This window comes from Paenibacillus sp. R-74696 (assembly GCF_055814915.1).
Map to the genome: position 1 here is coordinate 370,002 of NZ_JBPULM010000031.1, position 24,612 is coordinate 394,613.

A 24,612-nucleotide genomic window follows, 5' to 3' on the forward strand; every position below is an offset into this window, starting at 1 on the left:
CAGCCTGCCCGACTCATCCGGGGAAGAAGCAGCTTTTTATATATAAATGATAAAAGGGAGGCAATACAGATGAAAAAGGTTTTAGCGACATTTTTGACAGTAATTATGGTGTTAACGGTTTTAGCCGCATGCAGCACTTCGGGAAGCAAACCGGCAGGGGAATCCGGCGGCGATGCTGGAGCGAGTGGCGGCAAGAAAAAATTTGCAATCATCTTTAAAAATACGGGCAATCCTTATGGCGAGAAGGAGATGGAGGGGTTTAAGCAAGCGATTGAGGAGCTGGGGCATGAAGCGATTTTGAAGGCACCGGATCAGCCGACTGCGGAAGCACAAATCCAAATGATTGAGGAGCTGATCTCGCAAAAGGTCGCAGCTATCGCGATTGTAGGAAACGATCCTGACGCCTTGCAGCCTGCACTGAAAAAAGCGATGGATCAAGGCATCAAGGTGCTGTCGCTTGATTCCGCAGTTAATGGGGAAAGCCGGATGGTGCATATTAACCAAGCGGACCCTGAGCGGATTGGGCGTGTGCAGATACAGGCCATTTCCGATATGATCGGCGGTAAAGGGCAAATTGCGGTTCTCAGCGCAACTTCTCAGGCGACGAACCAGAACACATGGATTGAATGGATGAAGAAAGAGCTGGAAGATCCGAAATACAAAGAAATTGAACTGGTGAAGGTAGCTTACGGCGACGATCTGCGGGATAAAAGCGTATCGGAAACAGAGGCGCTGCTCAAATCGTACCCTGACCTTAAGGGCATTATTGCACCAACGACGGTAGGGATTGCAGCAGCAGGCAAAGTGCTTACCGACAAAGGGCTGACAGGTAAAGTTCATCTGACGGGCCTTGGCCTGCCAAGCGAAATGGCAGAATACATTGAAAGCGGCGTTAGCCAGTGGATGTATTTGTGGAACCCGCTCGATGTGGGCTACTTGTCCGGCTATGCGGCTGATGCGCTTGTAAATGGTACTATTACAGGTGAGGTGGGCGACAAGTTTACAGCAGGGCGTCTCGGCGACAAGGAAGTAATTGTCGATGTTGGCGGCACGCAGATTATGCTGGGCGACCCGTTTAAATTTGACGCAGCCAACATTGCAGAGTGGAAGGAAGTCTACTAAAAACGGGCTGGGCTGAAGAGGAGGAGGAAGCATCATGGCAATGAGTAATAAATACGCCTGGAGCTGGCAGGTGAAGGAGGAGTGCTTGGAGGAATATGTACGGATGCATCTCGATCCGTGGCCGGAAATCATGGAAGAGCATCGCAGTGCCGGCATCTCCAACTATTCTATTTTTCAAAATGGCATGCAGTTTTTCTATTGCTTTGAGTGCGATGATGTGGAAGCCGCCTTCGCCTACATTGCGAAAAGCGATGCTTGCAACCGCTGGAATGCCATTACGTCAAAAATGGTTCAAGGCTCATTTAATTTTCAGCAAGCCGAACCCATTAAGCCGCTCCGTGAAGTTTTTTTTCTGAAATAGCGTTTTAAAGCGATCCGCCTCAGCCCCTGCTGCTATGCGATTTCCAAGGTAAAGTGTTGCCCTGCTGCATAAAAGTACGCATAAGGTCAACACTGTTTCTCTAGACCCACTCTGGTTTAGTCGGGTATGATACCTTTACTTGGAGATCATTAGGAAATGAGGTAAGGACGCTTTGGATCAGTATGAAAAAATCAAGCAGGGCGAGAAGGGTGCTTGGCTCAGCATTGTGACGTATTTGACGCTGACCGCACTAAAGCTAGGAGGCGGCTACTATTTTGCTTCTGGAGCGCTCGTTGCGGATGGCTTTAACAATTTAACGGATATTGTGGCCTCGCTGGCGGTACTTATCGGTTTGCGAATTTCACAGAAGCCGCCGGATAAAGATCATCCTTATGGACATTTTCGGGCAGAGACGATTGCCGCGCTGATTGCGTCCTTTATTATGGCAACGGTCGGCATTCAAGTATTGATTACAGCTGTCGGTTCGCTTTGGTCGGGTAAAGAAGCGGCGCCATCCCTTAACTCGGCGTGGATCGCCATCTTTTCTGCTGTCGTCATGCTGAGCGTTTATTATTACAATCGGCGGCTGGCGAAGCGAATTAACAATCAGGCGCTTATGGCGGCGGCAAAGGATAATTTATCCGATGCGCTCGTCAGTACAGGAGCTGCGATTGGCATTATCGGCGCCCAGTTCGGCCTGCCTTGGCTTGATCCAGTAGCGGCAATTGCGGTTGGTATCATTATTTGCAAGACGGCTTGGGAAATTTTCTACAGCTCGACCCATGCGCTGACGGATGGCTTTGATGAGAATGAGCTGACGACGCTCAGGGCGACGATTGAACGTACGAAAGGGGTTAAATCCATTAAGGATATTAAAGCCCGCGTTCATGGCAGCAATGTGCTGGTTGACGTTATAGTACAGGTTGATCCTGAGCTCACACTGATCGAAAGCCATGTCATTTGTGATGAAATTGAGCATCGCATGGAGCGCAAGCATAATATTATGAGTGTGCATGTCCATGTAGAGCCCCATGAGCTGGAGAATGCTAAATTTGAGCCAGATGCCGAAAAACATGTCGAATAAAAGGGATGTAATTGTTCCCAAGGTAAAATAAACCAATCTAGATGATACTTTAGTCTCAATTCATTATCGCGACTATAGTCATGCTTTCTGGGACGGGGAAATAAAGCATTAAAGTGAGTAACAGCAGTAGTTACAGAGCTTTTAACGAAGAGGCCAATCGCTATTGTGAAGGCCTCTTCGTTTTTTATTGCGAAATTTTAATGCTTCCAATTTACCAATTTGGTAAATTGGCAAATAGGAAAAAAGGTTGATGCTGGCAGCAAGAGGGCGCCTCTACAATGGTTGAAGCACCATTTATTTATGTTCAAACAACCAAGGAGGCGTACAGCTTGAAACACACCATGAAAAAAAGGATGCTCACCGCAGCTTTTACCGCATCTCTATTACTGGGTTCTGTCTCGGCTTCAATTCCCACAGTGTTGGCTGCTCAGAGCGCGACCGTAGATGCAGGCGTGAACTTCCGCAGCGCACCATCGGCCTCAGCTCCCGTTATTCGTATGCTTAAAAAAGGAGAACAGGTCACGATACTGGATGCGTCTAACGCGTATTGGTACAAGCTTCAGGATTCCTCTGGCCGGACGGGCTATGCTTCGCCTTCCTATTTCTCAGTGTCCTCCGTATCGACTCCGAACGCGGCAACAGGTACCATTCAAAAATCGGTATCCTTCCGGACAGGCGCTTCGCTTTCGGCTAGCCGTATCCGCTTTTTGCAGGCTGGTGAACAGGTAGTAATTGTATCGCAGCCAAACGGCAGCTGGTATGAGATTAAAGATTCTTCTGGACAAGCTGGCTATGTCAGCTCTCAATCCCAATATATTAGCATCTCAGGCAGCTCAGGCGGATCGCCTGGCACTACAGCACCGTCGACCGGGTCTGTGGAAAGCGTCATTGCGGCGGGGCTCAAATATTTAGGCACCCCCTATGAATACGGCTCAAGCCGCAGCACGACGGCAACATTTGATTGCTCGGATTTTGTAAGGCAGGCTTTTCTAGATGGAGTAGGCATTAAGCTGCCCGCTGATTCGAGGGGGCAAGGGGAGTATGTAGCGCAGCGAGGGAAAGCTGTGACGGACTGGCGTCAGCTTAAGCGTGGCGATCTTATGTTTTTCATGTCTTATAAGGGAAGTAAAGTTTCTGCCTATGCGGGCACGAATAAATCGTCAGCCACCATTACGCATGACGGCATTTATTTGGGAGACGGCAAAATTTTGCATACATATTCCAATGAGGCGGGCGGCGTAACGATTAGCAGCATAGCAGGCACGCATTGGGAATATCGTTTCCTGTATGGAGGCAGCGCGCTGTAGGGTGAGCAAGGGGTAACCCTATTTTTATAAAGCCTATTATTAAAACAGCCTCCGTCCACCATTGCAAAGCAGCGATGGATGCCGGAGGCTGTTCATTGAGAAAATCCAACGTTAAGCTGTAAAGTCTTTTTGCGGCGCACTTGGCGTTTGCGGCCGTTTTCCCGGCTTTGGCAAATTGCCAAACAACACCCAGGAGAAAGGCAAAAACCGTGCAGCTAATGAAACGATAATCCAAGAACCGACGAGCGCAGCTGCATAGCCGCCTACATACCAGCTGTGCAGCAGCAAGGAATTGCCGGTCACAGGCGGATATTCGCGGTAGTAGAACAGGATGAACGGATGAACCAAATAAATGCCGAACGATAAAGCGCCAAGCTTTGAGAGCAGTGAGACTAGCCAAGGCGCTGCCTTGCGGTAAAGCAGAAACCCGAGCTGCAGCAGCACAAGCGCCGAGAAGAAGGTATGCATATTCCATAAAAACTCATACAGCAGCGAGTGATAGCTGTCGATTTTAAGTCTCGTATCATACCAAATGCTCACATGCCATAGGCCGGCTCCAACCCATAGACACCAAAGGGCAATCCAGGCGATAACACGCGATTTGGTTGCATTTTGTTTGTTCATAATGATCCAATGCTTGATTTTCGGAAAATAGATACCGATCGCTGCTCCCATTAAATAGTAGGAGAAGTAGGATAGCGAATAGCTGCCCTTATTCGGAATCGGCGTCGTCAGTACGTATTTATTAATGAGAACGAAAGCCCATTGAATGGCAAAGCCTGCCGGTATCGCCCATTTGACCAAGGCCGGAAACTTTTTCAGCAGCCATAGAAACAAAGGGAGAAGCAAATAAAATTGAATGCTGATAAAAACAAAATACAAATGCGTATAGGCGTTACCCGTCAGCACCTTATCCCAGAAGCTGCTTAACGTTTCATCGAGCGGCCTGTTCGGATAGTAGTTGTAATGCAGCAGGGTGAAATAGATAATGGAAAATACCAAATACGGGATAATGATATAAAGCGCTCTGCGTTTGTAAAAGGAGCCAATTAGCTTGGCATCCAGCGGCCTCGTATAATAATTGTAAAATAGCACGAAGCTGCTTAGAAAAATAAAGGTCGGCGTGCCGAACTTCATAAATATATTAAAAAAGTTATACAGGAAATAGTAGCCGGAATTGACCATTTTCAGCGTAGCGTAGGAGGTCGAGTGGACCGATAATACGCCTAATATGGCCATTGCACGAACAATCTGCAGCTCGGGAATCGCTTCCCGCCGCTGCAAGGATGCTGTAGACATGTAGCATTTCTTCCTTTCTGTGAGGCTATTCGCGCGGATGTCTGCGAGCTACACCGCTCTCGATAGCAGCATGGATGACGCGTTTGCGTACCTCTTCTACGACTTTGGCATTGAAAACGCTGGGAATAATATACATCGGGCTGAGCTCGTCATCACTAATGACAGCAGCAATCGCTTCAGCGGCAGCCAGCTTCATTTCTTCATTAACGGTAGTTGCTCGGCTATCGAGTGCCCCGCGGAAAATCCCCGGGAAGCACAGCACGTTATTAATTTGATTTGGATAGTCGGATCGCCCTGTTGCAAACACAGCAACGATATCCTCGACCAGCTCCGGTCGAATTTCAGGCTCGGGATTCGCCATCGCAAATACGATCGGCTCTGCATTCATCGACTCAACATGCGCCCTGGACAAAATCCCGCCTGCCGATACGCCAATAAAAACATCTGCACCAGCAAGCGCTTCGGCCAAATGGCCCGTCTTCTTCTCGGCATTTGTGTGCTCGGCGTACCACTGCCACATGCTATTGTCATAATGGCGGTCAGCGGTTAAAATCCCTTCACGGTCGACTCCAATAATATGTTTTGCGCCGCCGGCAAGCAGCATCTTAGTGCAAGCCGTACCTGCTGCTCCAATACCACATATAACGAAGCGGGTATCCGAAATGTTTCGACCCGTCAGCTTGAGCGCGTTCAGCATAGCGGCGAACAGGACGACGGCTGTGCCATGCTGATCATCGTGAAACACAGGGATATCAAGCTCTTCACGCAACCGGCGTTCGATCTCAAAGCAGCGTGGAGCGGAAATATCTTCTAGATTAATGCCGCCGAAACCCGGCGCTAATTGTTTGACGGCTTGTATAATCTGTTCCGTATCCTGGGTATCGAGGCAAATGGGAAACGCATCAACGTCTGCGAATTGCTTGAACAGCATCGCTTTGCCTTCCATGACAGGCATTGCGGCATATGGCCCGATATTGCCAAGCCCGAGTACGGCACTGCCGTCAGAGACGACAGCGACGGTATTGCGCTTGATGGTTAGCGTAAATGCCTTGGATGGATCCTGTTCAATTGCTTGGCATACTCTTGCGACGTCTGGCGTGTAAACGCGCGAGAGATCGTCGCGGTTCTGAATCGGCGTTTTTGGCTGAACGGTAATTTTGCCACCGAGATGGAGCAGAAAGGTGCGATCGGAAATGTGCTGAAGGCGGATGCCGGGCAGCGTGCCAAGAGCCGCGGAAATGCGATCGGCTGTGCCAGCCTCGGTCATTTTCACGGTTAAATCCCGTACGGTCGTTGTTTTATCGGTATGAATGACATCAATCGCTATAATATCGCCGCCAGCAGTCTCAATAGCCGTCGCGGCCTTGCCGAACTGTGCTTGCTGAATATCGATTTCCACCCGTAAAATAATCGTTTTACCGTCCATGCTGCGTTCCTTCATTCGCTTTCCACTCCTTATCGATTGGCCGAGGAGTCTGACAAAAACGCCGTCACTGCATTAAACGCAGGACGGCATTCGGGCAGCTCTTCGGGTCGTATTGTTGGTTGCGCTTCGTTAGCAAGCTTTCTCGGAATTGGCCTGAGGTATACGGTTCCTGAATCATGGCAAACCACTTATCTACCATTGCAGCAGAATCAAGCATTTCACCAAAGCCATTGCGGATAAAATATTCGCAGTTTTCTTCTTCCTGTCCCGGAATCGGTTCATAGAAGAGCATCGGCATTCCTTTGCTCATGCCCTCGGTACAGGTCATCCCGCCCGGCTTCGTCACGAGTAAATCGGCAATGTCCATCAGCTTGCTGATCTCGTTAGTGAACCCGAGCACCTGAATGTTCGGATGCTGGAACATGGTGCTCGAAAGCATTTTCTCCCTTACCTTCTCATTGCTGCCGACGCAGAAAATCAACTGTATGCTTTCGCGCCACTTGGTCATATATTCTAGGAGATTGTCTTCATACATCAATCCCCAGCCTCCACCCATTATAAGCACGGTAGGCATAGGCTTTAAGTTGAATTTCTGCAGCAGCTCCTGCTTGTCGTAGGTTGTCCAGAAGTTCGGGTGTACCGGAATGCCGGTCACTTCAATATTCATGGGGATTACGCCGCGCTCCATCAGCTTGTTTCTCACAAGCGGGGAAGACACCAGGTATTTGCTGACCTCCGGATTGACCCATGCGCCATGGGCATCGTAATCGGTAATAAGCGTGTACAACGGAATATGTAGTCCAAGACGCTTTAGCCTTCCTACGACTGCATTGGGAACGGGATGCGTACATACGATAAGATCCGGCTTCAACTGGGAAATGACCTGTGACGTTTGTGTATAGAACATGCGATGAAGAGCAAGCTGCGTAAAGCGGTTTAGCGATTTCTTGTAATTGCTGCGATACATCAGGCCGACCATTTTTGGCTGTTTGCTTACGGTTTTGCGATAAGCAGACATAATCCATGGCCCGACTACCGGATTAAGAAATTTGCCCAGCTCAATAACGCGGGTTTGAATCTCGGGGTTGATTTGGCGCAATCCCGCCGCTAGAGCATATGCGGCTTGCGTATGTCCCGAGCCGAAACCCTCGGAGAGCAGCAGCACTCTTTTCTTACGCATAATGTCACCTACTTTTCTAATTCCATAATACGTCGCCAAGGTTGGGAACACAAGTCATTCTAGGTTATTAAAATGTAAGCGGCGATGCCTGTTGCGTCCGCATGGTGACCTGCTCCACATGCCAGTGCAGCAACCTGTCACAAGCAGCCTTGCTCTGAGCTTGCCTGCCTGCGGCATTGTCCTTTATGATTAGAATGGCATCAACCGGAAGCAGATTATACATCCTGATCGTTTCATTTAAAATAAAGCTGGTGTTGTGGCTATTTAAAGAAGCTGCATACGGCACTTAAGTAGGAGGCATAATTAATGGAAGAAGCAAGGAGCGCATTTGAAGTCGGAGCCATTGTGAAAGCGGAAGTAAGATCGGGCCTATATGTCGGAGAAGTAATGGAATTGCATGGACCCCGTGCATTGTTCAAGGTGCTGGCTGTCCTTAAGCATCCACAGCAAGGTGATTTGCACCATCCGTATGAGCCGGATGTGCCGCTGTTTCATGAGCGGCCGGCGCTGGCCTATACAGAGAAGACGATGATTCCGCTGCGCCAGCTGCAGACCTTTAGCGGCCCTGTGCCGGATTACCGCGAATCTCTGCGTGCTGCTTTGGAGGCCGAAGTGGCTACGCTTGATCGGTTGAAGCGCTGGTCAGAACAAGGTCTTGCTTTGCTTGAGCAGCTTGGAAAGCAATATAAGTAGTCGTTTATACAGCTCATATATTGTGCTGCGCTAATCGGGTAAAACAAACGGCAGTCGTTCGCTTAGGACGGCTGCCGTTTGTTTTATTTATGACTGGTCTTACATTTGCTTGCTTACTTAGCTTAAAGCTAGTTGATGAAGACAGCTTGAAGCGTACTGCGATAGGTAACCTGCAAGCCAAGCTCCTCGGAGAGGACCGCTAGCGGCAAATAGGTTTTTTGTTCTTTGCCGCTCTTTTGTAAATAAGCAGCGGGGCTGTTCAGTTTTTTCTTCACGCCATCAACAAGGATAGTAGAAGATCCAATTGTAAAAGCTACCGTATGATTATTGTAGGAAACGGTTGCGGTTTGGTTCGTTTTGTTCCAAACAAGCTTTGCTCCAATGGCATCTGTAATGTCGCGCATCGGCACGAAGGTGCGGTTGCTTTTCATGGTGGCAGGGGATGAAGCTGCGAGCTCCTTGCCGCGTACGACTACAGAGACGGGCACATTCGCTGGGCGAGTGCGAACACTCAAATACTTATTCCATATTGTGGTAGAATAAGTCTGACCCATAGCCGCGTACCCAAGGCGGGTCGGGTGGAAGTCACTGTTTGCAATCGACGTATATTCCAGCTCTTTGCCGACAAAAGGTTTGCTGACTTCAGTAATGGAAATATCGAATCCTGCTGTTTTTGTAGTGGCTACTATGGTTTTAAGCTTTTCATTAAGCTGGCTCAGCGCTTGCAACTCAAACTCACGCAGGCGTGCTGCATCTTCGGGTAAGGGAAAGCTTAGACCGCCAACTGTAATGGTAGCCGGAATCGGCATGTATTGATCGGCAATTATGAACTTTGCTTTTGGCGCGAGTGCGGTTGCCGCCTGCAGCCCAGCGTTCAGCCCTGTTTCAAATTGAGTCAGTGCCGTTTGCAGCAGCTGTGCTTTCTCCTCATCCGTAGTGGTGGATGTGATTTGTGCGGCTATACCGATCAAATCATTTCCTCCTATCGTCATAACGATCAGATCGGCGCCGCGAATGCTGCCTTGCATTTGTGCAGTTCCGCTAATGATAGCTGCGGCGCGAGGATCCTTCAGTCCAGGCTGAACGTCGCTGACCGTGACGGTTTTACCTTCTGTCACCGCTCCAAGCAGTTGGCTAAAGCCATTTGTCGTCAGGCCAAGAATACCGTAATTGACATATTCCGCGCGTAGCCCTTGGAACAATGCCTGCTCGTATACGTGCTCCACGTAGCCGTATGGTACAGATTTTGCATCAAAGCCATACTCATAGCCGGCAGTTAGTGAATCTCCAAGCGCGACGATCTGATAGGACTCAGCTTCTTTTTCTGCGGCGGCAGCTGTTTTCAAGCCGGGTGAAGCCACCAATAAACCGATAATTATAAATAGAAACGACACTTTCCTCCACTTTCCAGACAACATGGACACTTCCTTTTGATAAAATAGTAGCAGCGGGTTTTCATTCATTTGCATAATTGTGTATAAAGTTTGCAGAAAGAACACGAACATTGCCGTTCTGATCACAATTATGAAAATATTAAATTGATTCCGTTTTGGCCTGATGTTAAAATACTGTAATAATCGCAAGTGGCGGAATACAGCCCGGAATATGGTCAACCTCAAACGATGCCCGCAGCGCTGCTTAATTTTATTCAACATAACACGAACGTTTTCCTGCGAGTGCAGCTAAAAAGTTTGTGTACATCTATTCGGCGCGCTATCGGATACAGACGTATGAGTAATTATGCAAAGTGATAGGCTGGCGGATAATCTCTGTTGTCGGCTTTGCTAAAATATAAGCATTTATAAGTTTCACACTTATAAATGGGCTTATATTTCATCGCGAAACGGCAGCTTTGCCACCAAAGGACGGCTTCAGCCGTTTACGCTTGTCAAGCTATAAGCCTGTTTGATGAAGCATAACTGCTTGTTCTCACAGCGATCGGCTTGGTTCTGTTATGCACGCCCCAAAAATCTTCTGATAGAAAGGTTGCACACAATGAAAGAGAAAATTTTTGGATTACCGCCGAAACAAGGTCTGTATGATCCTCGATTTGAGAAAGATGCATGCGGCATGGGATTCGTGGCGAACATTAAAGGAAGAAAGTCGCACAAGATTATTCGCCAGGCGCTGACGTTGCTGGAGAATATGGAGCATCGCGGCGGTCAAGGCAGCGAACCAAACACTGGAGATGGAGCAGGAATTATGCTTCAAATCCCCCATGCGTTTTTTGCAAATGAGCTGAAGCGAATGGAAGTGGAACTGCCAAGCGAAGGAGAATATGCCGTAGGTATGGTGTTTCTGCCGCAGGATGAGAACGTTCGCCGTTCGCTGGAGAGCGATCTTGAAGCTATTATTCGTGAAGAAGGCCAGTCGCTCATTGCTTGGCGTACCGTGCCGACGAATGATGCAAAGCTCGGTCAATCTGCTAAGTCGGTTAAGCCTTTTGTCCGCCAAGTATTTATTGGCAAGAACGAGAGCTTGAAGGACGTCTTGGCATTCGAGCGCAAGCTGTATGTCATTCGCAAACGGGCGGAAATCGCCATTCGATTCTCGGGCAAAGAGGGCGGAGAAATGTTTTATTTCCCGAGCTTGTCCACGAAGAAAATCGTTTATAAAGGCATGCTTACGACGGAGCAGGTAGGCTCCTTCTATGTGGAGCTGAATGATGAGTCGGTCGTCACAGCGATGGCGCTTGTCCACTCCCGTTTTAGTACAAACACTTTCCCAAGCTGGGAACGTGCCCATCCGTTCCATTATTTGATTCACAACGGGGAGATTAATACGCTCCGCGGCAATGTGAACTGGATGCATGCTCGCCAGACGCTGTTTGAAACCGAATTGTTCGGCAGCGACATGGACAAAATTAAACCGATTATTAATCCTGATGGTTCGGATACAGCGATGTTTGACAATACGCTGGAATTTTTGTACTTGTCCGGTCGCTCATTGCCGCATGCGGCAATGATGATGGTTCCAGAACCATGGTCCAACCACGAAGGTATGGATGATGACAAGAAAGCTTTCTATGAATACCACAGCACTCTAATGGAGCCTTGGGATGGACCAGCTGCAATGGCCTTTACAGATGGCGTGCAGATCGGTGCTTTCCTGGACCGCAATGGCTTGCGTCCAGCTCGTTATTACGTAACGAAGGACGATCATATTATTCTTGGCTCCGAGGCGGGGACGGTTGTTATTCCGCCAGAGGATATTTTGTATAAAGATCGCCTGCGTCCGGGTATGATGCTGCTCATCGATACGAAGGAAGGCCGTATCATCTCCGATGAGGAAGTGAAGAAGCAAATCGCGACGGAGCAGCCGTACCGCGAGTGGTTGAACGAGCATTTGATCGATTTGGAAGATTTGCCGGATGCGCCGGAATTGCCGGAGCTTGACCATGCGACGGTACAGCAGCGCCAGCAATCTTTCGGCTATACATTTGAAGATTTGCGCAAAGTGCTTGAGCCTATGGCAAGCAGCGGCATGGAGCCGATTGCTTCGATGGGCTACGATGCTCCGCTTGCTGTATTGTCAGACCGTCCTCAGCGCTTGTACAACTATTTCAAACAGCTGTTTGCGCAAGTAACGAACCCGCCAATCGATTCGATTCGTGAGGAGATCATTACTGCAGTAGGTACAACAATCGGACCTGAGCGCAACCTATTGAAGCCGGAGCCGGAAAGTGCGCGCCACATTAAGCTGGAGACGCCGCTCCTTTCCAATGAGCAGTTTGCGAAGCTACGCCATGTTCGTCGTCCGGGCTTCAAATCGATTACGCTGCCGATCTTCTTCACGGCTAGTGAAGGAGAAGAGGGTCTGCGCGCAGCACTGAAGCAAATGTGCGAAGCAGCAGACCGTGTTATCGACAAAGGGCATAATATTCTTATTTTGTCCGACCGCGGTATCGACAAAGAAAATGCAGCGATCCCGGCATTGCTTGCCGTATCCGCTTTGCATCACCATTTGATTCGTCAAGGTACGCGGACTAAAGTAGCGATTTTGCTTGAATCCGGCGATCCGCGCGAGGTTCATCACTTTGCGCTGCTGCTCGGCTACGGCGTGAGTGCCGTTAACCCGTATCTGGCATTTGAGACGCTTGACGATATGATCCGCCAAGGCTTGCTGAGAAATATTTCGCATGAGAAAGCGGTCAAAAACTTCATTAAAGCAGCTACTAAAGGCGTAACTAAAGTGTTGTCCAAAATGGGTATTTCCACGATTCAATCGTACCGTGGCGCTCAAATTTTCGAGGCGCTTGGCTTGAAAGAGGAGCTCATTAATGAGTATTTCACTTGGACGCCTTCGCGTATCGGCGGTATTGGACTTGATGTTATTGCTGAAGAAACGCTGAAATATCACAACTTGGCTTACGCTGAACAGGAAGGCCGTGTAACGGAGCTGGAATCCGGCGGCGAATACCAATGGCGTAAAGACGGCGAGGACCACCTATTTAGTCCGCAGACGATCCATACCCTGCAGATGGCGGCTCGCTCCAATGATTATAAGCTTTACAAAAAATTCTCCCATCTTGTTCAAGGCGAGGACAAGAAGCATATGATGCTTCGTTCATTGCTGAGATTTAAGGATGGCAGAACAGCGATTCCGATCGAAGAGGTTGAACCGCTGGAATCGATTATGAAACGCTTTAAGACAGGCGCGATGTCCTTCGGCTCGATTAGCAAGGAAGCGCATGAAAGCCTAGCGATTGCGATGAACCGCCTTGGCGGACGTTCGAATACAGGAGAAGGCGGCGAGGACCCAGCGCGCTTCATTCCGGATGAGAACGGCGATTCCCGCCGCAGTGCAATCAAGCAGGTGGCATCGGGACGCTTCGGCGTAACGAGCAACTATTTGGTCAATGCGGATGAAATTCAAATCAAGATGGCGCAAGGCGCGAAGCCTGGAGAAGGCGGACAGCTGCCAGGACGCAAAGTGTACCCTTGGGTTGCCGAGGTTCGTGGCTCCACGCCAGGTGTAGGCTTGATCTCGCCTCCGCCGCATCATGATATTTATTCCATCGAGGATTTGGCTGAGCTGGTTCATGATTTGAAAAATGCGAACCCGCGCGCGCGCATTAACGTTAAACTCGTATCCGAGGTTGGCGTTGGTACGATTGCAGCAGGTGTTGCCAAAGGCCGCGCCGACATTATTATGGTCAGCGGTTATGATGGAGGAACGGGCGCTTCTCCTATGAACTCGATTCGTCATGCGGGCTTGCCGTGGGAGCTTGGTCTGGCTGAGACCCACCAGACGCTGATGATCAACAACCTGCGTGATCGTGTTACGCTTGAAACAGACGGCAAAATGATGAACGGACGCGATGTTGCGATCGCTGTTTTGCTCGGCGCTGAAGAGTATGGCTTCTCGACAGCACCACTAGTTGTGCTCGGTTGCGTGATGATGCGCGTTTGCCAACTAGACACATGTCCGGTCGGTGTAGCAACGCAAAATCCGGAGCTGCGCGCGAAATTTATGGGTGATCCAAGCCATGTGGTCAACTACCTGCGTTTTGTTGGTGAAGAGCTGCGCGAAATTATGGCTGAGCTTGGTTTCCGTACGATTCAGGAGATGGTTGGACGCGTAGATATTCTTGAAGCGAAGCATCTGGCTGATCATTACAAAGCGAAAGGTCTTGACCTGTCGCCGCTATTGTATCAGCCGGAAGTATCTCAGGATGCTATTCGTTACTGTGCGCAAGAGCAAAACCATGGTTTGGATTTGTCCCTTGACGTTCAGGAACTGGTACCAGCAGCGAAAGCTGCTCTGGAAAATGGGGAGCAAGTACGTGGTACATTCCCAATTTTGAATACGAACCGTGTTGTGGGAACGGTGCTTGGCAGCGAAGTGACTCGTCGTTATGGCGCGAAAGGCTTGCCAGAGGATACGATTTCCTTCCACTTCGTTGGTTCGGCAGGCCAAAGCTTTGGCGCTTTCGTTCCTCAAGGTATTACGCTATCGCTGGAAGGCGATTCGAATGACTATGTAGGTAAAGGACTTTCCGGAGGCAAGGTCATTGTGGCTCCTTCATCGAAAGCAACCTTTGTCGCTGAGGAAAATGTCATTATCGGGAACACGGCACTCTACGGAGCAACAAGCGGCGAAGCTTATATTCGCGGTATTGCCGGCGAGCGTTTCGCGGTTCGCAACAGCGGCGTGAACGTTGTTGTTGAGGGCGTGGGCGACCATGGCTGTGAATATATGACGGGCGGCAGAGTCGTCATTCTTGGCCAGACTGGACGCAACTTTGCAGCTGGGATGTCCGGCGGTGTTGCTTACATCTATGACGAGCAAGGCGACTTCTACAAGCATTGCAATATCGAAATGGTATTGCTGGAGCGTCTTGAAGAGGAAGTCGACATTGCCGAATTACGCGGCATGATTGAACGCCATGTTGCCTATACGGATAGCGCTATTGGCGGTCGTGTACTGAATGACTGGGATCTATCGCTTGCGAATTTCGTAAAAGTCATTCCGAAAGATTATAAGAAAATGCTGGAGTATATCCGCAAAGCTGAAGATTCCGGTTTGACGGAAGACGCAGCGCTGCTGTCAGCATTTGAAGCCAGCATGAAAGAGCTTGCCCGCACAGGCGGCTGATCCATGTGGCCCAATAGATAAATGAAAAACGGCTCTCCGATAAGGAGAGCCGTTTTTCATTGCTTTTTTTAAAAATATAGGAAAGGATATGATTGTTCCATCCTTTCCTATATTTCTACGCGAAACGTTAGCTTTGCCGCCGGAGGGCGGCGACAGCCATTTCACCTTGTGCCAAACCATAACTAGCATTTGCTTAGGTCGGCAGATTTTACCGTTTTCTTTTCCGAACAAGGAGTGTTCACTTATTTAGGAAAAATGAAAAGTATTTCAAAAATCACATAATATTTACCTTAAATCTACGTAATTCGACAAAAAAACAACAAAAAAAGAACAATCGTGCTCCCACCTTACGACAAATTCCCAGTAAGCTATTGGGTATAATAACAGTATTGTTCAAACTATACATAAGGCAGGAGTCGGATACGAAGATGGCAGAGAAAAATTCAGGCCGTATTGAATTAGATATTAAGGATATACTTATCCAAATGGGAATTCCTCCAGAGAAATGGCCGCCGCTAGCGAATCCACCATCCAAATAAATAGTCTAATTCATCATTCTCTCCGCTCGTACAAAAGCTATAAACCGTTTCGTTTCTTCCACTGTCAACTTACGCCCATCAATACTCAAATTAAACTTCTCCAATATCTCATCATCGGCTAACTCCAAATGCTCGGTAAAATTGCGAACGTCGTCGCTAAGCACCGTTTGCGGATGAAGGGTGCGTCCAACTAGAAAATCTACGGACACTTGGTATAGATCTGCAAATTTTTTCAATGTCTCGGAATCCGGTTCCCGGCGATTTTTCTCGTAATGAGATAAAGCAGCACGTGAAATGCCAAGCTTTGCTGCGGTTTGCTCTTGTGTCCAATGTCTGTCATCTCTCAATTGAGCAATTCTGCTGCCTATATTCATATGACCCCTCCTAAAGGTTTGCGTAGCAAACCAGCATCGTAAGCATAAACTTAGGTTTGCGAAGCAAACTGACTTCGTAAGCATAAACGTAGGTTTGCGTAGCAAACCAGCATCGTAAGCATAAACTTAAGTTTGCGAAGCAAACTGACTTCGTAAGCATAAACGTACTTACAACATATAAACGGCAGGTTTTGCTATGCAAAACCTAGTTTGTATACACACATATTGGATTATTACTGCTACACCTATATTAATACGGAAACGTTAGATTTGCATTTGTTGCAACGAAATGTCGCAAAAAATATTGTTAGACGTTTTTTTTGCTTGACATGATACATATTGTATCTTAAAGTGGAGGAAAAGATTGATACATAATGTATCGAATTATTTCCAAGGCTCTATCACTTTATACCTATAAGGAGAAATAAATGGATGCTAAAGAAGAAAATTCGCGCAGCAAGGTCCGTTTAAAGCTGAAGCCAGGCATTAAGGCAGGGCTGAGGCTGCTCAATCGGCATGGCATTTTAATAAGTCCATCTACTGGAACGGTACTGGTGCTGAATTTAAGCCAGGAGGGGTTATGCTTCTGGTCTTCTTTAAGGCTCCCCGTGCATCGGCTGTATATGGTAGAAATTCGCATGAAGCTGTCCGGCAAAAACATCCGGCTTCAGGGAAATGTGGTTTGGCGTAAACGAACGGATAATGTTTTCGAGTACGGTATGCATTTTGAGCCCCCACTGCTTATCAAATCCATTATTACCCGCCTATTAAATGAAGAATTACTCGCCCAACATCCGCAGCAGCGGAAAATCCATCAGCTATACCGCAGTTTGAACGCAAGAAGCACTTTTGTCAAATGAGGAGGATTTTCGGGTGAAACGTTGGGTTAAACGCTCGCTTATCGTCGTCAGTACCGTATGCCTGGTCGCAGGCTTGGGAACGGCTTTATACAGCTGGTATCTTTATGGAAAGTTTGAAAAAACGGCTGCTGATATGTTTGAGCCCATCATTTCTACTCCGTACGTAAGCTCAGATTCGGAGCTGCAGGTATCCGGCATAGAAGAAGCAATAATCGGGCAGAAGCCCTTCACCGTATTAGTAATGGGAGTAGATGAGAGGACAAATGATCGCGGACGAACAGACACCATGATTGTCATGGGAGTGAATCCGCTCAAGCATTCGGTCTTTATGTTCAACATTCCGCGTGATACGAGAACGGAGATTATTGGACATGGCACGACGGACAAAATAAACCATGCCTACGCTTTTGGCGGGGTGGAAATGTCAAAGCTGACGGTGGAGCATTTTCTTGATTATCCGATTGATTATTATATTCGGGTCAATATGGAAGGTTTCTCGAAAATCATTGACAAGCTTGGCGGAGTAACCGTCAACAATCCATATGCTTTTGATTTCAGCGGTTATACGTTTGAGCAAGGGCCAATTCAGTTAAATGGTGAACAGGCGCTGCTTTATTCTCGCATGAGATACGAGGACCCGAAAGGGGACAGGGGAAGAAATGACCGTCAGCGCGCTGTCCTAAAGCAGCTCATTTCCAATGTGTTTACCCTATATGGCGCTGCACAATTAAGCAATCTGCTTGCGGAGATGGGCGACAATGTGAGGACGAATATTACCTTTGATGAGATGAAAATCTTTTTTAAGGAATATGGGACAGGGATCGAAAAGCTGGATAGCGTTGAAATAGGCGGCAGCGGGACGATGATTGATAAGGTTTGGTATTATATCGTCGGCGATCAAGAACGCAATCGAATTCACGAGCTTCTTAAAAAACAAATGAGCATATAAATGGATGAGGTTTAAAGCCTTCTGCTCTTATAAAAAAATGATAAGGGCCCTGACAAAATGTTGTCAGGGTTCGATGCTTCTGTAAGACGACAAAATTTGAGTTTTTTGTTGACATTATTCGCTAAATACCATAAAATATAAACAAACAGATACATTACGTAACATTTTACATAAAAGTGATACAATAAGTATACAAGGAGTGATCAGGTGATTCAGCTTCAGGAGCAGTTCTATTGCGTCGGATGCCAAAACATGATACCTACAGGGCAAGCGAATGTGTTATTCCGAACCGGATTTTTCCGAGTAGTAAATCGGCTAGGGTGCTGTAGAGCTTGTGCTCAGGCACAAGCTGGCCATGCTAATAAGTTGGAGGCACAATTGCAAAGCGTAACAGGTGAAGTCATCCCATTAACTGCCAAATCTGATTATGATCCCTATCAAACGAGCTTCTATCCGGCAAGCCAAAACCTCCTGACTACAGAAGTTGTGTAGCAGGAGGTTTTTTCTATTTCATTGCTGCTACTTGCGTGCATGTTCCAATCGTTTCCTTATTCGATTATACTAGGTAGGGTTAGATGCAGTCGGATTAATGTTAGATCAGTATTAGATTGCTATTAGAAATGTAAGAGGACATGCGGTCCACTGGAGAAGGAGGAAATAGAAATTGGAGCAGCCAATCGTACAAATGCTAAATGTAACGAAGCGCATCGGCAAACGGACGATCATTGATCATCTTAGCCTTGACTTGCCGGCTGGTGAAGTATTCGGCTTCCTTGGTCCGAATGGAGCAGGAAAGACAACCATGATCCGAATGATGGTCGGCCTCATTTCAATAACGGAAGGCGAAATCAAAATCGATGGTCACAGCATCTCAAAGCATTTTGAGAAAGCGATTCGCCATGTCGGCGCCATTGTCGAAAATCCCGAGATGTACAAATATATGACCGGTTATCAAAATTTGGTTCATTTTGCCCGAATGGTTCCTGGTGTTGAGCATTCACGGATTCAGGAGGTGACGGAGCTTGTCGGGCTTGGCTCGCGCATTCATGATAAAGTTAATACCTATTCGCTGGGGATGCGGCAGCGGCTGGGCGTAGCACAGGCGATTTTGCATCGTCCAAAGCTGCTTATTTTGGATGAGCCGACGAATGGACTTGATCCCATGGGTATTCGTGAGCTGCGGGATTATTTGCAAAGGCTGGCCAAGCAAGAAGGACTGGCGATATTCGTCTCCAGCCATTTGCTAGCCGAGATGGAGCTAATGTGCGACCGGGTGGCCATAATCCAGCAGGGCAAGCTTGTGGAGGTTGTCAGGGTTGAGAAAAACAGGGAGTCAGAACAAACGGCAATGCAGCGGGTTGTTTTTGAAGTAGACGATTTAGAGGCGGCGCTTGCTGTTGCAGCAGCTGAGGGGATAACAGGGGAAAGGGCTGGCCAAGCCATCGCTATTGGGGCGGATAAAGAAGCGGTCGCAATCTTTAATGCAAGGCTCGTAGCGGCAGGCATTAAAGTATATGCCATTCAGGCACAGTATCAATCTTTAGAGGATCGGTTCCTCGAGAAGACGGGGGGCGGTCATATTGTATAACTTCAGCAAGCTGCTATTGAATGAAAATATGAAAATCTATCTCCGCACAAGAACCTGGATTATGACGGGTCTGCTGCTGGCGTTGGTTGTATTTATGACCGTACCAGTTTATTTTATGTCCAAAGACAGTGCGACATCGATGTGGACACTTGTAAAATATGAATCAGCTGTAGGTTACTTGCTTATTGCGATGTTCACAGCCGTTGTTGCGGCTGGGAGTGTTGCTGAGGAGTTCACGAGCGGAACGATTAAGCTGCTGCTCATTCGCCCATGGATGAGATGGAAAATTTTATTGTCCAAATACATTTCGGTCGTATTGTTCGCGCTGTTCCAGGTCGTGCTGTTATATGCATTTACTATTGCGTTCAATTTTTTGTTTTTTGATTCTACGAATGTAACGGCTGGAGAGATTCATGGCTTTTTCATGGACGAGGGACAATATGAAGGGTCGGCAGCGGTATATAATATGAAATATTATGTGATGCGCTTTATTGCATTGCTTGTGACATCAATGATAGCGTTTATGCTGTCAACGGTATTTCGAAGCGGCGGACTTGCCATTGGATTATCGATTTTTCTCGTATTTTCCTCCATTTCTGTTGGTCCTTTTATCGGGCTAATCAATTATGAATGGGTGGACTACTTGTTTTTTGTCCAATTGGATTTGGTGCCTTATTTGGTTGGAGACGTAGGCGGTCGGACGCTAGGCTTCGCGATTAGCGTGCTTGCCGTCTATTACGCGCTATTTGCAGCGCTCACCTGGTTCGTGTTCGAGAAGCGTGACGTTGGCGCTTAGAGAGGGGCGTACAAGCATGAGGGAAGCTTGGGGGGGCTTTAGTCCGCTGAAAAAGAAGGCTTGCCAGCCTGGCTCCTGAATAAGAGAGCAAGCGGGTGTGAAAAATAGTACAGGGCAGGCGAATTATCGCCTGCCCTGCTTTCGTATGTTCTCTAATGATGCTTGCAGGCTGCTTCTCTTAATCCAATCCGGATTGCTTGTTCTATGTGTTTTCAGCTGTGTGCTTCAAGCTGCTTCTTATGTGCCGTTCATTGAAATACGTTAGCCGCTTGCTAGACTGCCTGACGGGCTTTATCCCGATTGCTGCCGTCCTTAGCAGCCGTTTCTTTGCCTGTACCGTCTGTTTCGGAGAGCGGGCGTGTGAGCGGGGCCTGCCCCCGTTCCATATGGCTGCTGCCATTGAAGCTTCCGCCATCTTGAATGATTAAGGAATGGGCGTTAATGTTCCCTGTAATTTGTCCAGTTGCGGTAATGGTGAGCCGCCCCTTCGTCGTAATATCGCCGAATAGCTTGCCCGCTACAGTCAAATCCTTCGCAGTTATGTTAGAACGCGCTATCCCAGATTCGCCAATAATGACATCTCCTGCACATTCAATGTCTCCACGGTATTCGCCTTCGATGCGCAGGCCTGCTTCACAGATCAGCTTGCCTTCCACATGGGTACCTTGACCAATCAGTGTATCCGTGGGGGATATTCGTTTGTTTTCCTTGAAAATAGACATGGAAAAACCTCCTTGTTTCGCAGCTTAGGATGGTTGAAGCAAGTAAGGCAAAGGGTTGACGGCCTCATCGCCCTGCATAATTTGAAAATGAAGATGAGGTCCTGTACTTCTGCCAGTAGAGCCTAGCAGGCCGATTTTCTCGCCCCGTACGACCTGTTCTCCCTCCTTGGCTTCCATGCTTTGCAAATGCATATAGACGCTGTACAGTCCGTTATGATGGTCGACAATAATATAGTTGCCCTCTGAGCCTCCAGTGCCAACCTCCTTAATCGTTCCATCCGCCGCGCTGAAAACAGGGTCGCCTGCTTTGCCGCCAATATCAATACCGGCATGAAAGACAGCTTTCCCTGTAAAAGGGTCCTTGCGGTAGCCGAAGCTGGAGGTCAGCTTCTTCGAATAGGTAGGCCAGCCCGATGGATAGGAATCGACCTGCTGCCTTCTTGTTTGAGCTTGCCGAAGCGTCTGTTCCATCGTTTCCTCCAAAGAATCGACCATTGCGCTCAACGATTGAACGTCAAATGAGGTTGAAGAAGCCAAAGCTCGAAAGGACATCCCGTTCGTTTGCAGGGAACCGCTGGCATCATAACCGGCTTGCTGTGCCAAAGCCTGCTCGCGCTTGTACAGCTGTTCAGATTGCTGCTGAGGCTTGTGGCTGCTTGTGTCTATCCCAGAATCAGAGCTGCCATATTTGTCGATGAACGCTTTGAGCTTGTTTTCCAGTGCGAGGAGCTCATCTACACGCGTCTGCATGTCCTCGGTTTGCTGGGCAAGGCTTGCCAGCTGCTGCTGTAGGGCGAGGATCGTCTCATCCTTATTGGCGACGGTATGCTGATACTGCTGCGTTTGTTCATCCTGCTGCGTTGCCTGCTCCACAAGCTGCGCCTCGAGCTCATGCAGCTCAAAGACGGATTTGAGCTGCAGCGCGGCAAAGCAGCCCGACACGGCTAGTGCGGCTGCGGCGGGAGCCGCAATGACGGATCGCTTTGAGACATGAAACTGCTTGACGGTTTTGTCGGCGCCGCGCATGACTACAAACGACCACTTTGAATGGGGCGATCGATTCAATAGAGGTTTCTCCTTCCGGCCGGTATGAGAATTTAGAACGTTCTAATGCAATTTATTCTGCGGCGGCGGGAAACATGTCAGAAAAATAGGAAAAGCGCCTCCTAGGAAGCGTCTTTAAACGGGGGCATGCGTTAAAACATGCTAGATTTAACCGTTTGAAGACGCGACTCGGGAGACGCTTGTCCGTAGGAGAATTATTTACTTTCGATCTCAGCCAGTGCCTGCTGCATGGCAGGGGTGAAGTTGAAATCTCGACCTTGTGATTGCTCAGGAGGCAGCGTTGCGAGCTGGGCAATGCGCCGCTCGACTTCTGCTTTAATTTCCAGCGCCCGCGTGCGGTAAGTATCCGCGTTGCCAGCATCGCTGCTCATAGCAGCGGCGTATTCTACAATCGCATGATCATATAAAACAATATCCCATCGGAATTTGCTAATGCCTTCTTCCAGCACTTTAAGCATTTCCGTTATGTTGCCGTCCTTTTTGAAATTTTCGTATTGGGCCAAAATAAAGGTGCGATTATAAGGATCATTCGCTTTGCCCGCTGCAAGCGTCTGCAGCGCCTGTTCTTTCATGGTAGCATTTTGCGTTTGCTCATAGGCCTGCATGAGCCATTGATATTTCGTCAAGCTGAATACGGAATGATCAGGAGACGTCTTAATGGCTTTGTCAAGCGAAGGCAGCAGTTGGTTAAGCTGAGCCTGTCCGGCAGCAGCCGTATTGTACGTTTCTTGGAACGTGTGGTTTGCGCTGTTCTCGCGTGCGGAGCCGACTAGCAGGACAATTGCCAGCACGCCGATTGCAGATGGATAGATCCATTTTACGGTGCTGCCCTGTACATTTTCTTCTCTGTGTTTAAACGCTAGCGATTTGCCGTACGGTGCGATCATAGCACCCAAGCTGATGAACAGCAAAGCGCTCAAATAGACGTAACTCATATCAAAATCGATGGCGCTATGCAGCAGCAGCGTCGTTGCCAAAATAAAAAAGATCAAGTGGCTGCCTCGGCGCTCTGGGTGACGAATATATGAGCGGATATATAAGAAGTAGGTGTATACAAGCAGCCCAATCAGCGCAGCAAATCCAATCCAGCCTACCTCAACCAGCGTTTGAATGAAGAAGCTGTGCGCTTGTCTGCTCCAATAAGGATTGTTCTGGTATTGCTCATAAAGAGCCTGCCAGCCGCCTCCGCCTGCTCCGAGCAGCGGATAGTCTTTGGCAACCTTAAGACCGTCCTCATAGAAGGTCCAGCGCTCGAGAACGCTGTGCTGCTGCAAGTTGATGTTTTCAAAGCGGGAAGCGATTTTCTCAGGCAGCAGATCACGTATGCCATCGCTTGTAATAAGCAATACTGCTGCTAATAGTCCGACAACGATAATCGCAGCGGGAAAAGCAGCAAATGCCCATTTGCGCTGCGCAAGGCGCTCACTTTTATTTTCAATCCAAGGGAATAGCTTCTTGTGTATAAGTATAATCAGCCCTGCATTAACAAGGGTAGCGCCAGCAAGCAGTGCCCAGCTTTGCAGCGGCAGCTTGTCGAACATCGAGATCGTCGTCGCTACTTTCGTTTCGGTCGGCTGGACAATTGCGGAAATCGCTTCTGTATTAGCCGTAATTTTGCCCAAAATAACGAGAGTCAGCAAAGCGGATAGACCAGCATAAACGACATAAGCAAACTGTCTAGCCAGCTTCAGGAAAGGTAGAATCACAATAAGCATTACCGGTATGATAACGATGGCGCCCCGCGAATAAGCGAGAAAAAAGGAAATTAAAATCGGTACGAGCATAATGGAATTAGCAAGACGCATGTACCAGCGCTCACAGGTTGCCGCATAATAAGCGGCGATCAGAAAGATGGCAATCAGGAAGCCAGCGTAAGTATTGGAATATTGGAAGACTGAGCTGAGCCGGTAGCCGTCATGGGCAAGCCACATGGCGTCTTTGTAATATTGCTGGCCGAACAAGTTCAGCAGGCCGAAAAATACGATTAAATAGGCAGACAGCATAACCCCGTATTCCAGCCATTTGCGCATCTGTACTTTTCCAGCGGCATAGAGACTGGTCAGAAACAGGGCAGCGAGCAGGAAAAAGACAAACGTCATAAATTTGGCATAATAGCTGGAGACGGCCTGCAATGAAGATAGCCAATAGATGGCCGGCAGCAGCAAAATCGCAATCGACAGCACGCTGCGGTGGTTGTTCAGTTTCCAGCCCGTGAGATAAGCGAACAAGGCGGTTGCGGCGAGTAGAACGTAGCCATAGATGGCTGCGTTGTAAATGGGAGACTCAAAGCCATATTCGTAGCCATTGAACAATCCGCGATCGTATGGGAAAATAAGGACGAACAAGGCTAGGCCGAGCGTCAGTAACCCTTGCAACAGCGGCTGCTCTTTTGCTAATCCCGCTGTGTTTTGTGTTGCATTTTTCCTTGCACTCATTAATATGTACTCCTTGTATGCGTAGTAGATTTCTTCATAGAGTTATTTTAACAAATGATGGGGGGGATTACTATATGGGGGAGTGTGAAGAAGTGACAGGTTTCATTTCAGAAACCAGTAGACTTAGCTTGGTTTTTCTGGGATTTGAGGAATGAGAGTAGTATTCGTATAGTAATTTTGATAGAATGACTCTGTGTGTAAACGTCAGAAAGTTA

The 24,612-nt window shown here is 48.2% G+C and carries 18 protein-coding genes; 10 read left to right on the forward strand and 8 right to left on the reverse strand.

Features of this window, described 5'->3' with window-relative positions; translation table 11 throughout:
• Positions 1-69: 69 nt before the first annotated feature.
• The 4 genes from rhaS to ACSR9A_RS16615 all read left to right on the forward strand — a co-directional run bounded on the left by rhaS (position 70) and on the right by ACSR9A_RS16615 (position 3,874).
• The gene (gene rhaS / locus ACSR9A_RS16600) at positions 70-1,122 is read left to right on the forward strand and encodes a rhamnose ABC transporter substrate-binding protein (RefSeq protein WP_473758365.1); all 1,053 of its coding nucleotides are present in this window, start codon (positions 70-72) and stop codon (positions 1,120-1,122) included.
• Positions 1,123-1,156: 34 nt separating this feature from the next.
• Complete coding sequence (locus ACSR9A_RS16605) at positions 1,157-1,483, forward strand: L-rhamnose mutarotase (RefSeq protein ID WP_473758367.1); 327 nt, start codon at positions 1,157-1,159, stop codon at positions 1,481-1,483.
• A 172-nt stretch (positions 1,484-1,655) separates the two neighbouring features.
• Positions 1,656-2,567: a cation diffusion facilitator family transporter gene (locus ACSR9A_RS16610; protein WP_473758369.1), complete on the forward strand. Its 912-nt coding sequence runs from the start codon at positions 1,656-1,658 to the stop codon at positions 2,565-2,567.
• A gap of 329 nt (positions 2,568-2,896) precedes the next feature.
• A complete protein-coding gene (locus ACSR9A_RS16615) occupies positions 2,897-3,874 on the forward strand; it encodes a C40 family peptidase (protein ID WP_473758371.1) in 978 nt (325 codons plus the stop codon).
• Between the two features lie 111 nt (positions 3,875-3,985).
• Here the strand turns inward: ACSR9A_RS16615 and ACSR9A_RS16620 are convergent, their stop codons facing one another.
• The 3 genes from ACSR9A_RS16620 to ACSR9A_RS16630 are packed head-to-tail and all read right to left on the reverse strand — an operon-like array spanning position 3,986 to position 7,779.
• Entirely contained in the window at positions 3,986-5,173 is a 1,188-nt protein-coding gene (locus tag ACSR9A_RS16620; protein ID WP_473758372.1) for an acyltransferase, read from the reverse strand.
• 25 nt (positions 5,174-5,198) lie between these two features.
• Positions 5,199-6,614 (reverse strand): NAD-dependent malic enzyme, encoded by a 1,416-nt coding sequence (locus tag ACSR9A_RS16625; RefSeq protein ID WP_473758373.1) that lies wholly within the window; start codon positions 6,612-6,614, stop codon positions 5,199-5,201.
• A gap of 49 nt (positions 6,615-6,663) precedes the next feature.
• A complete protein-coding gene (locus ACSR9A_RS16630) occupies positions 6,664-7,779 on the reverse strand; it encodes an MGDG synthase family glycosyltransferase (protein WP_341281403.1) in 1,116 nt (371 codons plus the stop codon).
• Between the two features lie 306 nt (positions 7,780-8,085).
• Here ACSR9A_RS16630 and kapB point away from each other — a divergent pair, with 306 nt between their 5' ends.
• Positions 8,086-8,472: a kinase-associated lipoprotein KapB gene (gene kapB, locus ACSR9A_RS16635; protein WP_473758375.1), complete on the forward strand. Its 387-nt coding sequence runs from the start codon at positions 8,086-8,088 to the stop codon at positions 8,470-8,472.
• A gap of 128 nt (positions 8,473-8,600) precedes the next feature.
• On the opposite strand, the gene ACSR9A_RS16640 is transcribed toward kapB, so the two are convergent.
• Positions 8,601-9,887, reverse strand: coding sequence for an SGNH/GDSL hydrolase family protein (locus tag ACSR9A_RS16640; RefSeq protein ID WP_473758377.1), 1,287 nt, complete (start codon positions 9,885-9,887; stop codon positions 8,601-8,603).
• A gap of 580 nt (positions 9,888-10,467) precedes the next feature.
• Between ACSR9A_RS16640 and gltB the strand changes: the two genes are divergently transcribed.
• On the forward strand, positions 10,468-15,069 hold the full coding sequence (gltB, locus tag ACSR9A_RS16645; RefSeq protein ID WP_473758378.1) for a glutamate synthase large subunit: 4,602 nt from the start codon (positions 10,468-10,470) through the stop codon (positions 15,067-15,069).
• A 544-nt stretch (positions 15,070-15,613) separates the two neighbouring features.
• On the opposite strand, the gene ACSR9A_RS16650 is transcribed toward gltB, so the two are convergent.
• A complete protein-coding gene (locus ACSR9A_RS16650; protein WP_338554856.1) occupies positions 15,614-15,982 on the reverse strand; it encodes a helix-turn-helix domain-containing protein in 369 nt (122 codons plus the stop codon).
• 428 nt (positions 15,983-16,410) lie between these two features.
• Between ACSR9A_RS16650 and ACSR9A_RS16655 the strand changes: the two genes are divergently transcribed.
• The 4 genes from ACSR9A_RS16655 to ACSR9A_RS16670 all read left to right on the forward strand — a co-directional run bounded on the left by ACSR9A_RS16655 (position 16,411) and on the right by ACSR9A_RS16670 (position 20,175).
• Positions 16,411-16,842, forward strand: coding sequence for a PilZ domain-containing protein (locus tag ACSR9A_RS16655; RefSeq protein WP_473758380.1), 432 nt, complete (start codon positions 16,411-16,413; stop codon positions 16,840-16,842).
• A 13-nt stretch (positions 16,843-16,855) separates the two neighbouring features.
• Entirely contained in the window at positions 16,856-17,791 is a 936-nt protein-coding gene (locus ACSR9A_RS16660) for an LCP family glycopolymer transferase (RefSeq protein ID WP_473758381.1), read from the forward strand.
• 685 nt (positions 17,792-18,476) lie between these two features.
• Positions 18,477-19,379: an ABC transporter ATP-binding protein gene (locus ACSR9A_RS16665; RefSeq protein ID WP_473758438.1), complete on the forward strand. Its 903-nt coding sequence runs from the start codon at positions 18,477-18,479 to the stop codon at positions 19,377-19,379.
• Complete coding sequence (locus tag ACSR9A_RS16670) at positions 19,372-20,175, forward strand: ABC transporter permease (protein ID WP_473758382.1); 804 nt, start codon at positions 19,372-19,374, stop codon at positions 20,173-20,175. The genes ACSR9A_RS16665 and ACSR9A_RS16670 overlap by 8 nt, the downstream gene beginning before the upstream one ends.
• A 272-nt stretch (positions 20,176-20,447) precedes the next feature.
• Here the strand turns inward: ACSR9A_RS16670 and ACSR9A_RS16675 are convergent, their stop codons facing one another.
• The 3 genes from ACSR9A_RS16675 to ACSR9A_RS16685 all read right to left on the reverse strand — a co-directional run bounded on the left by ACSR9A_RS16675 (position 20,448) and on the right by ACSR9A_RS16685 (position 24,397).
• Complete coding sequence (locus ACSR9A_RS16675) at positions 20,448-20,897, reverse strand: bactofilin family protein (protein ID WP_341281410.1); 450 nt, start codon at positions 20,895-20,897, stop codon at positions 20,448-20,450.
• A 24-nt stretch (positions 20,898-20,921) separates the two neighbouring features.
• On the reverse strand, positions 20,922-21,962 hold the full coding sequence (locus tag ACSR9A_RS16680) for a M23 family metallopeptidase (protein ID WP_473758384.1): 1,041 nt from the start codon (positions 21,960-21,962) through the stop codon (positions 20,922-20,924).
• A gap of 194 nt (positions 21,963-22,156) precedes the next feature.
• Positions 22,157-24,397 (reverse strand): O-antigen ligase family protein, encoded by a 2,241-nt coding sequence (locus ACSR9A_RS16685; RefSeq protein ID WP_473758385.1) that lies wholly within the window; start codon positions 24,395-24,397, stop codon positions 22,157-22,159.
• Between the last annotated feature and the right edge of the window lie 215 nt (positions 24,398-24,612).

Coding starts and splice junctions, on each gene's coding strand:
- rhaS (WP_473758365.1), top strand. CDS start 70: ATGAAAAAGGTTTTAGCGACATTTTTGACAGTAATTATGGTGTTAACG.
- ACSR9A_RS16605 (WP_473758367.1), top strand. CDS start 1,157: ATGGCAATGAGTAATAAATACGCCTGGAGCTGGCAGGTGAAGGAGGAG.
- ACSR9A_RS16620 (WP_473758372.1), bottom strand. CDS start 5,173: ATGTCTACAGCATCCTTGCAGCGGCGGGAAGCGATTCCCGAGCTGCAG.
- ACSR9A_RS16625 (WP_473758373.1), bottom strand. CDS start 6,614: ATGAAGGAACGCAGCATGGACGGTAAAACGATTATTTTACGGGTGGAA.
- ACSR9A_RS16630 (WP_341281403.1), bottom strand. CDS start 7,779: ATGCGTAAGAAAAGAGTGCTGCTGCTCTCCGAGGGTTTCGGCTCGGGA.
- kapB (WP_473758375.1), top strand. CDS start 8,086: ATGGAAGAAGCAAGGAGCGCATTTGAAGTCGGAGCCATTGTGAAAGCG.
- gltB (WP_473758378.1), top strand. CDS start 10,468: ATGAAAGAGAAAATTTTTGGATTACCGCCGAAACAAGGTCTGTATGAT.
- ACSR9A_RS16650 (WP_338554856.1), bottom strand. CDS start 15,982: ATGAATATAGGCAGCAGAATTGCTCAATTGAGAGATGACAGACATTGG.
- ACSR9A_RS16655 (WP_473758380.1), top strand. CDS start 16,411: ATGGATGCTAAAGAAGAAAATTCGCGCAGCAAGGTCCGTTTAAAGCTG.
- ACSR9A_RS16665 (WP_473758438.1), top strand. CDS start 18,477: ATGCTAAATGTAACGAAGCGCATCGGCAAACGGACGATCATTGATCAT.
- ACSR9A_RS16675 (WP_341281410.1), bottom strand. CDS start 20,897: ATGTCTATTTTCAAGGAAAACAAACGAATATCCCCCACGGATACACTG.
- ACSR9A_RS16685 (WP_473758385.1), bottom strand. CDS start 24,397: ATGAGTGCAAGGAAAAATGCAACACAAAACACAGCGGGATTAGCAAAA.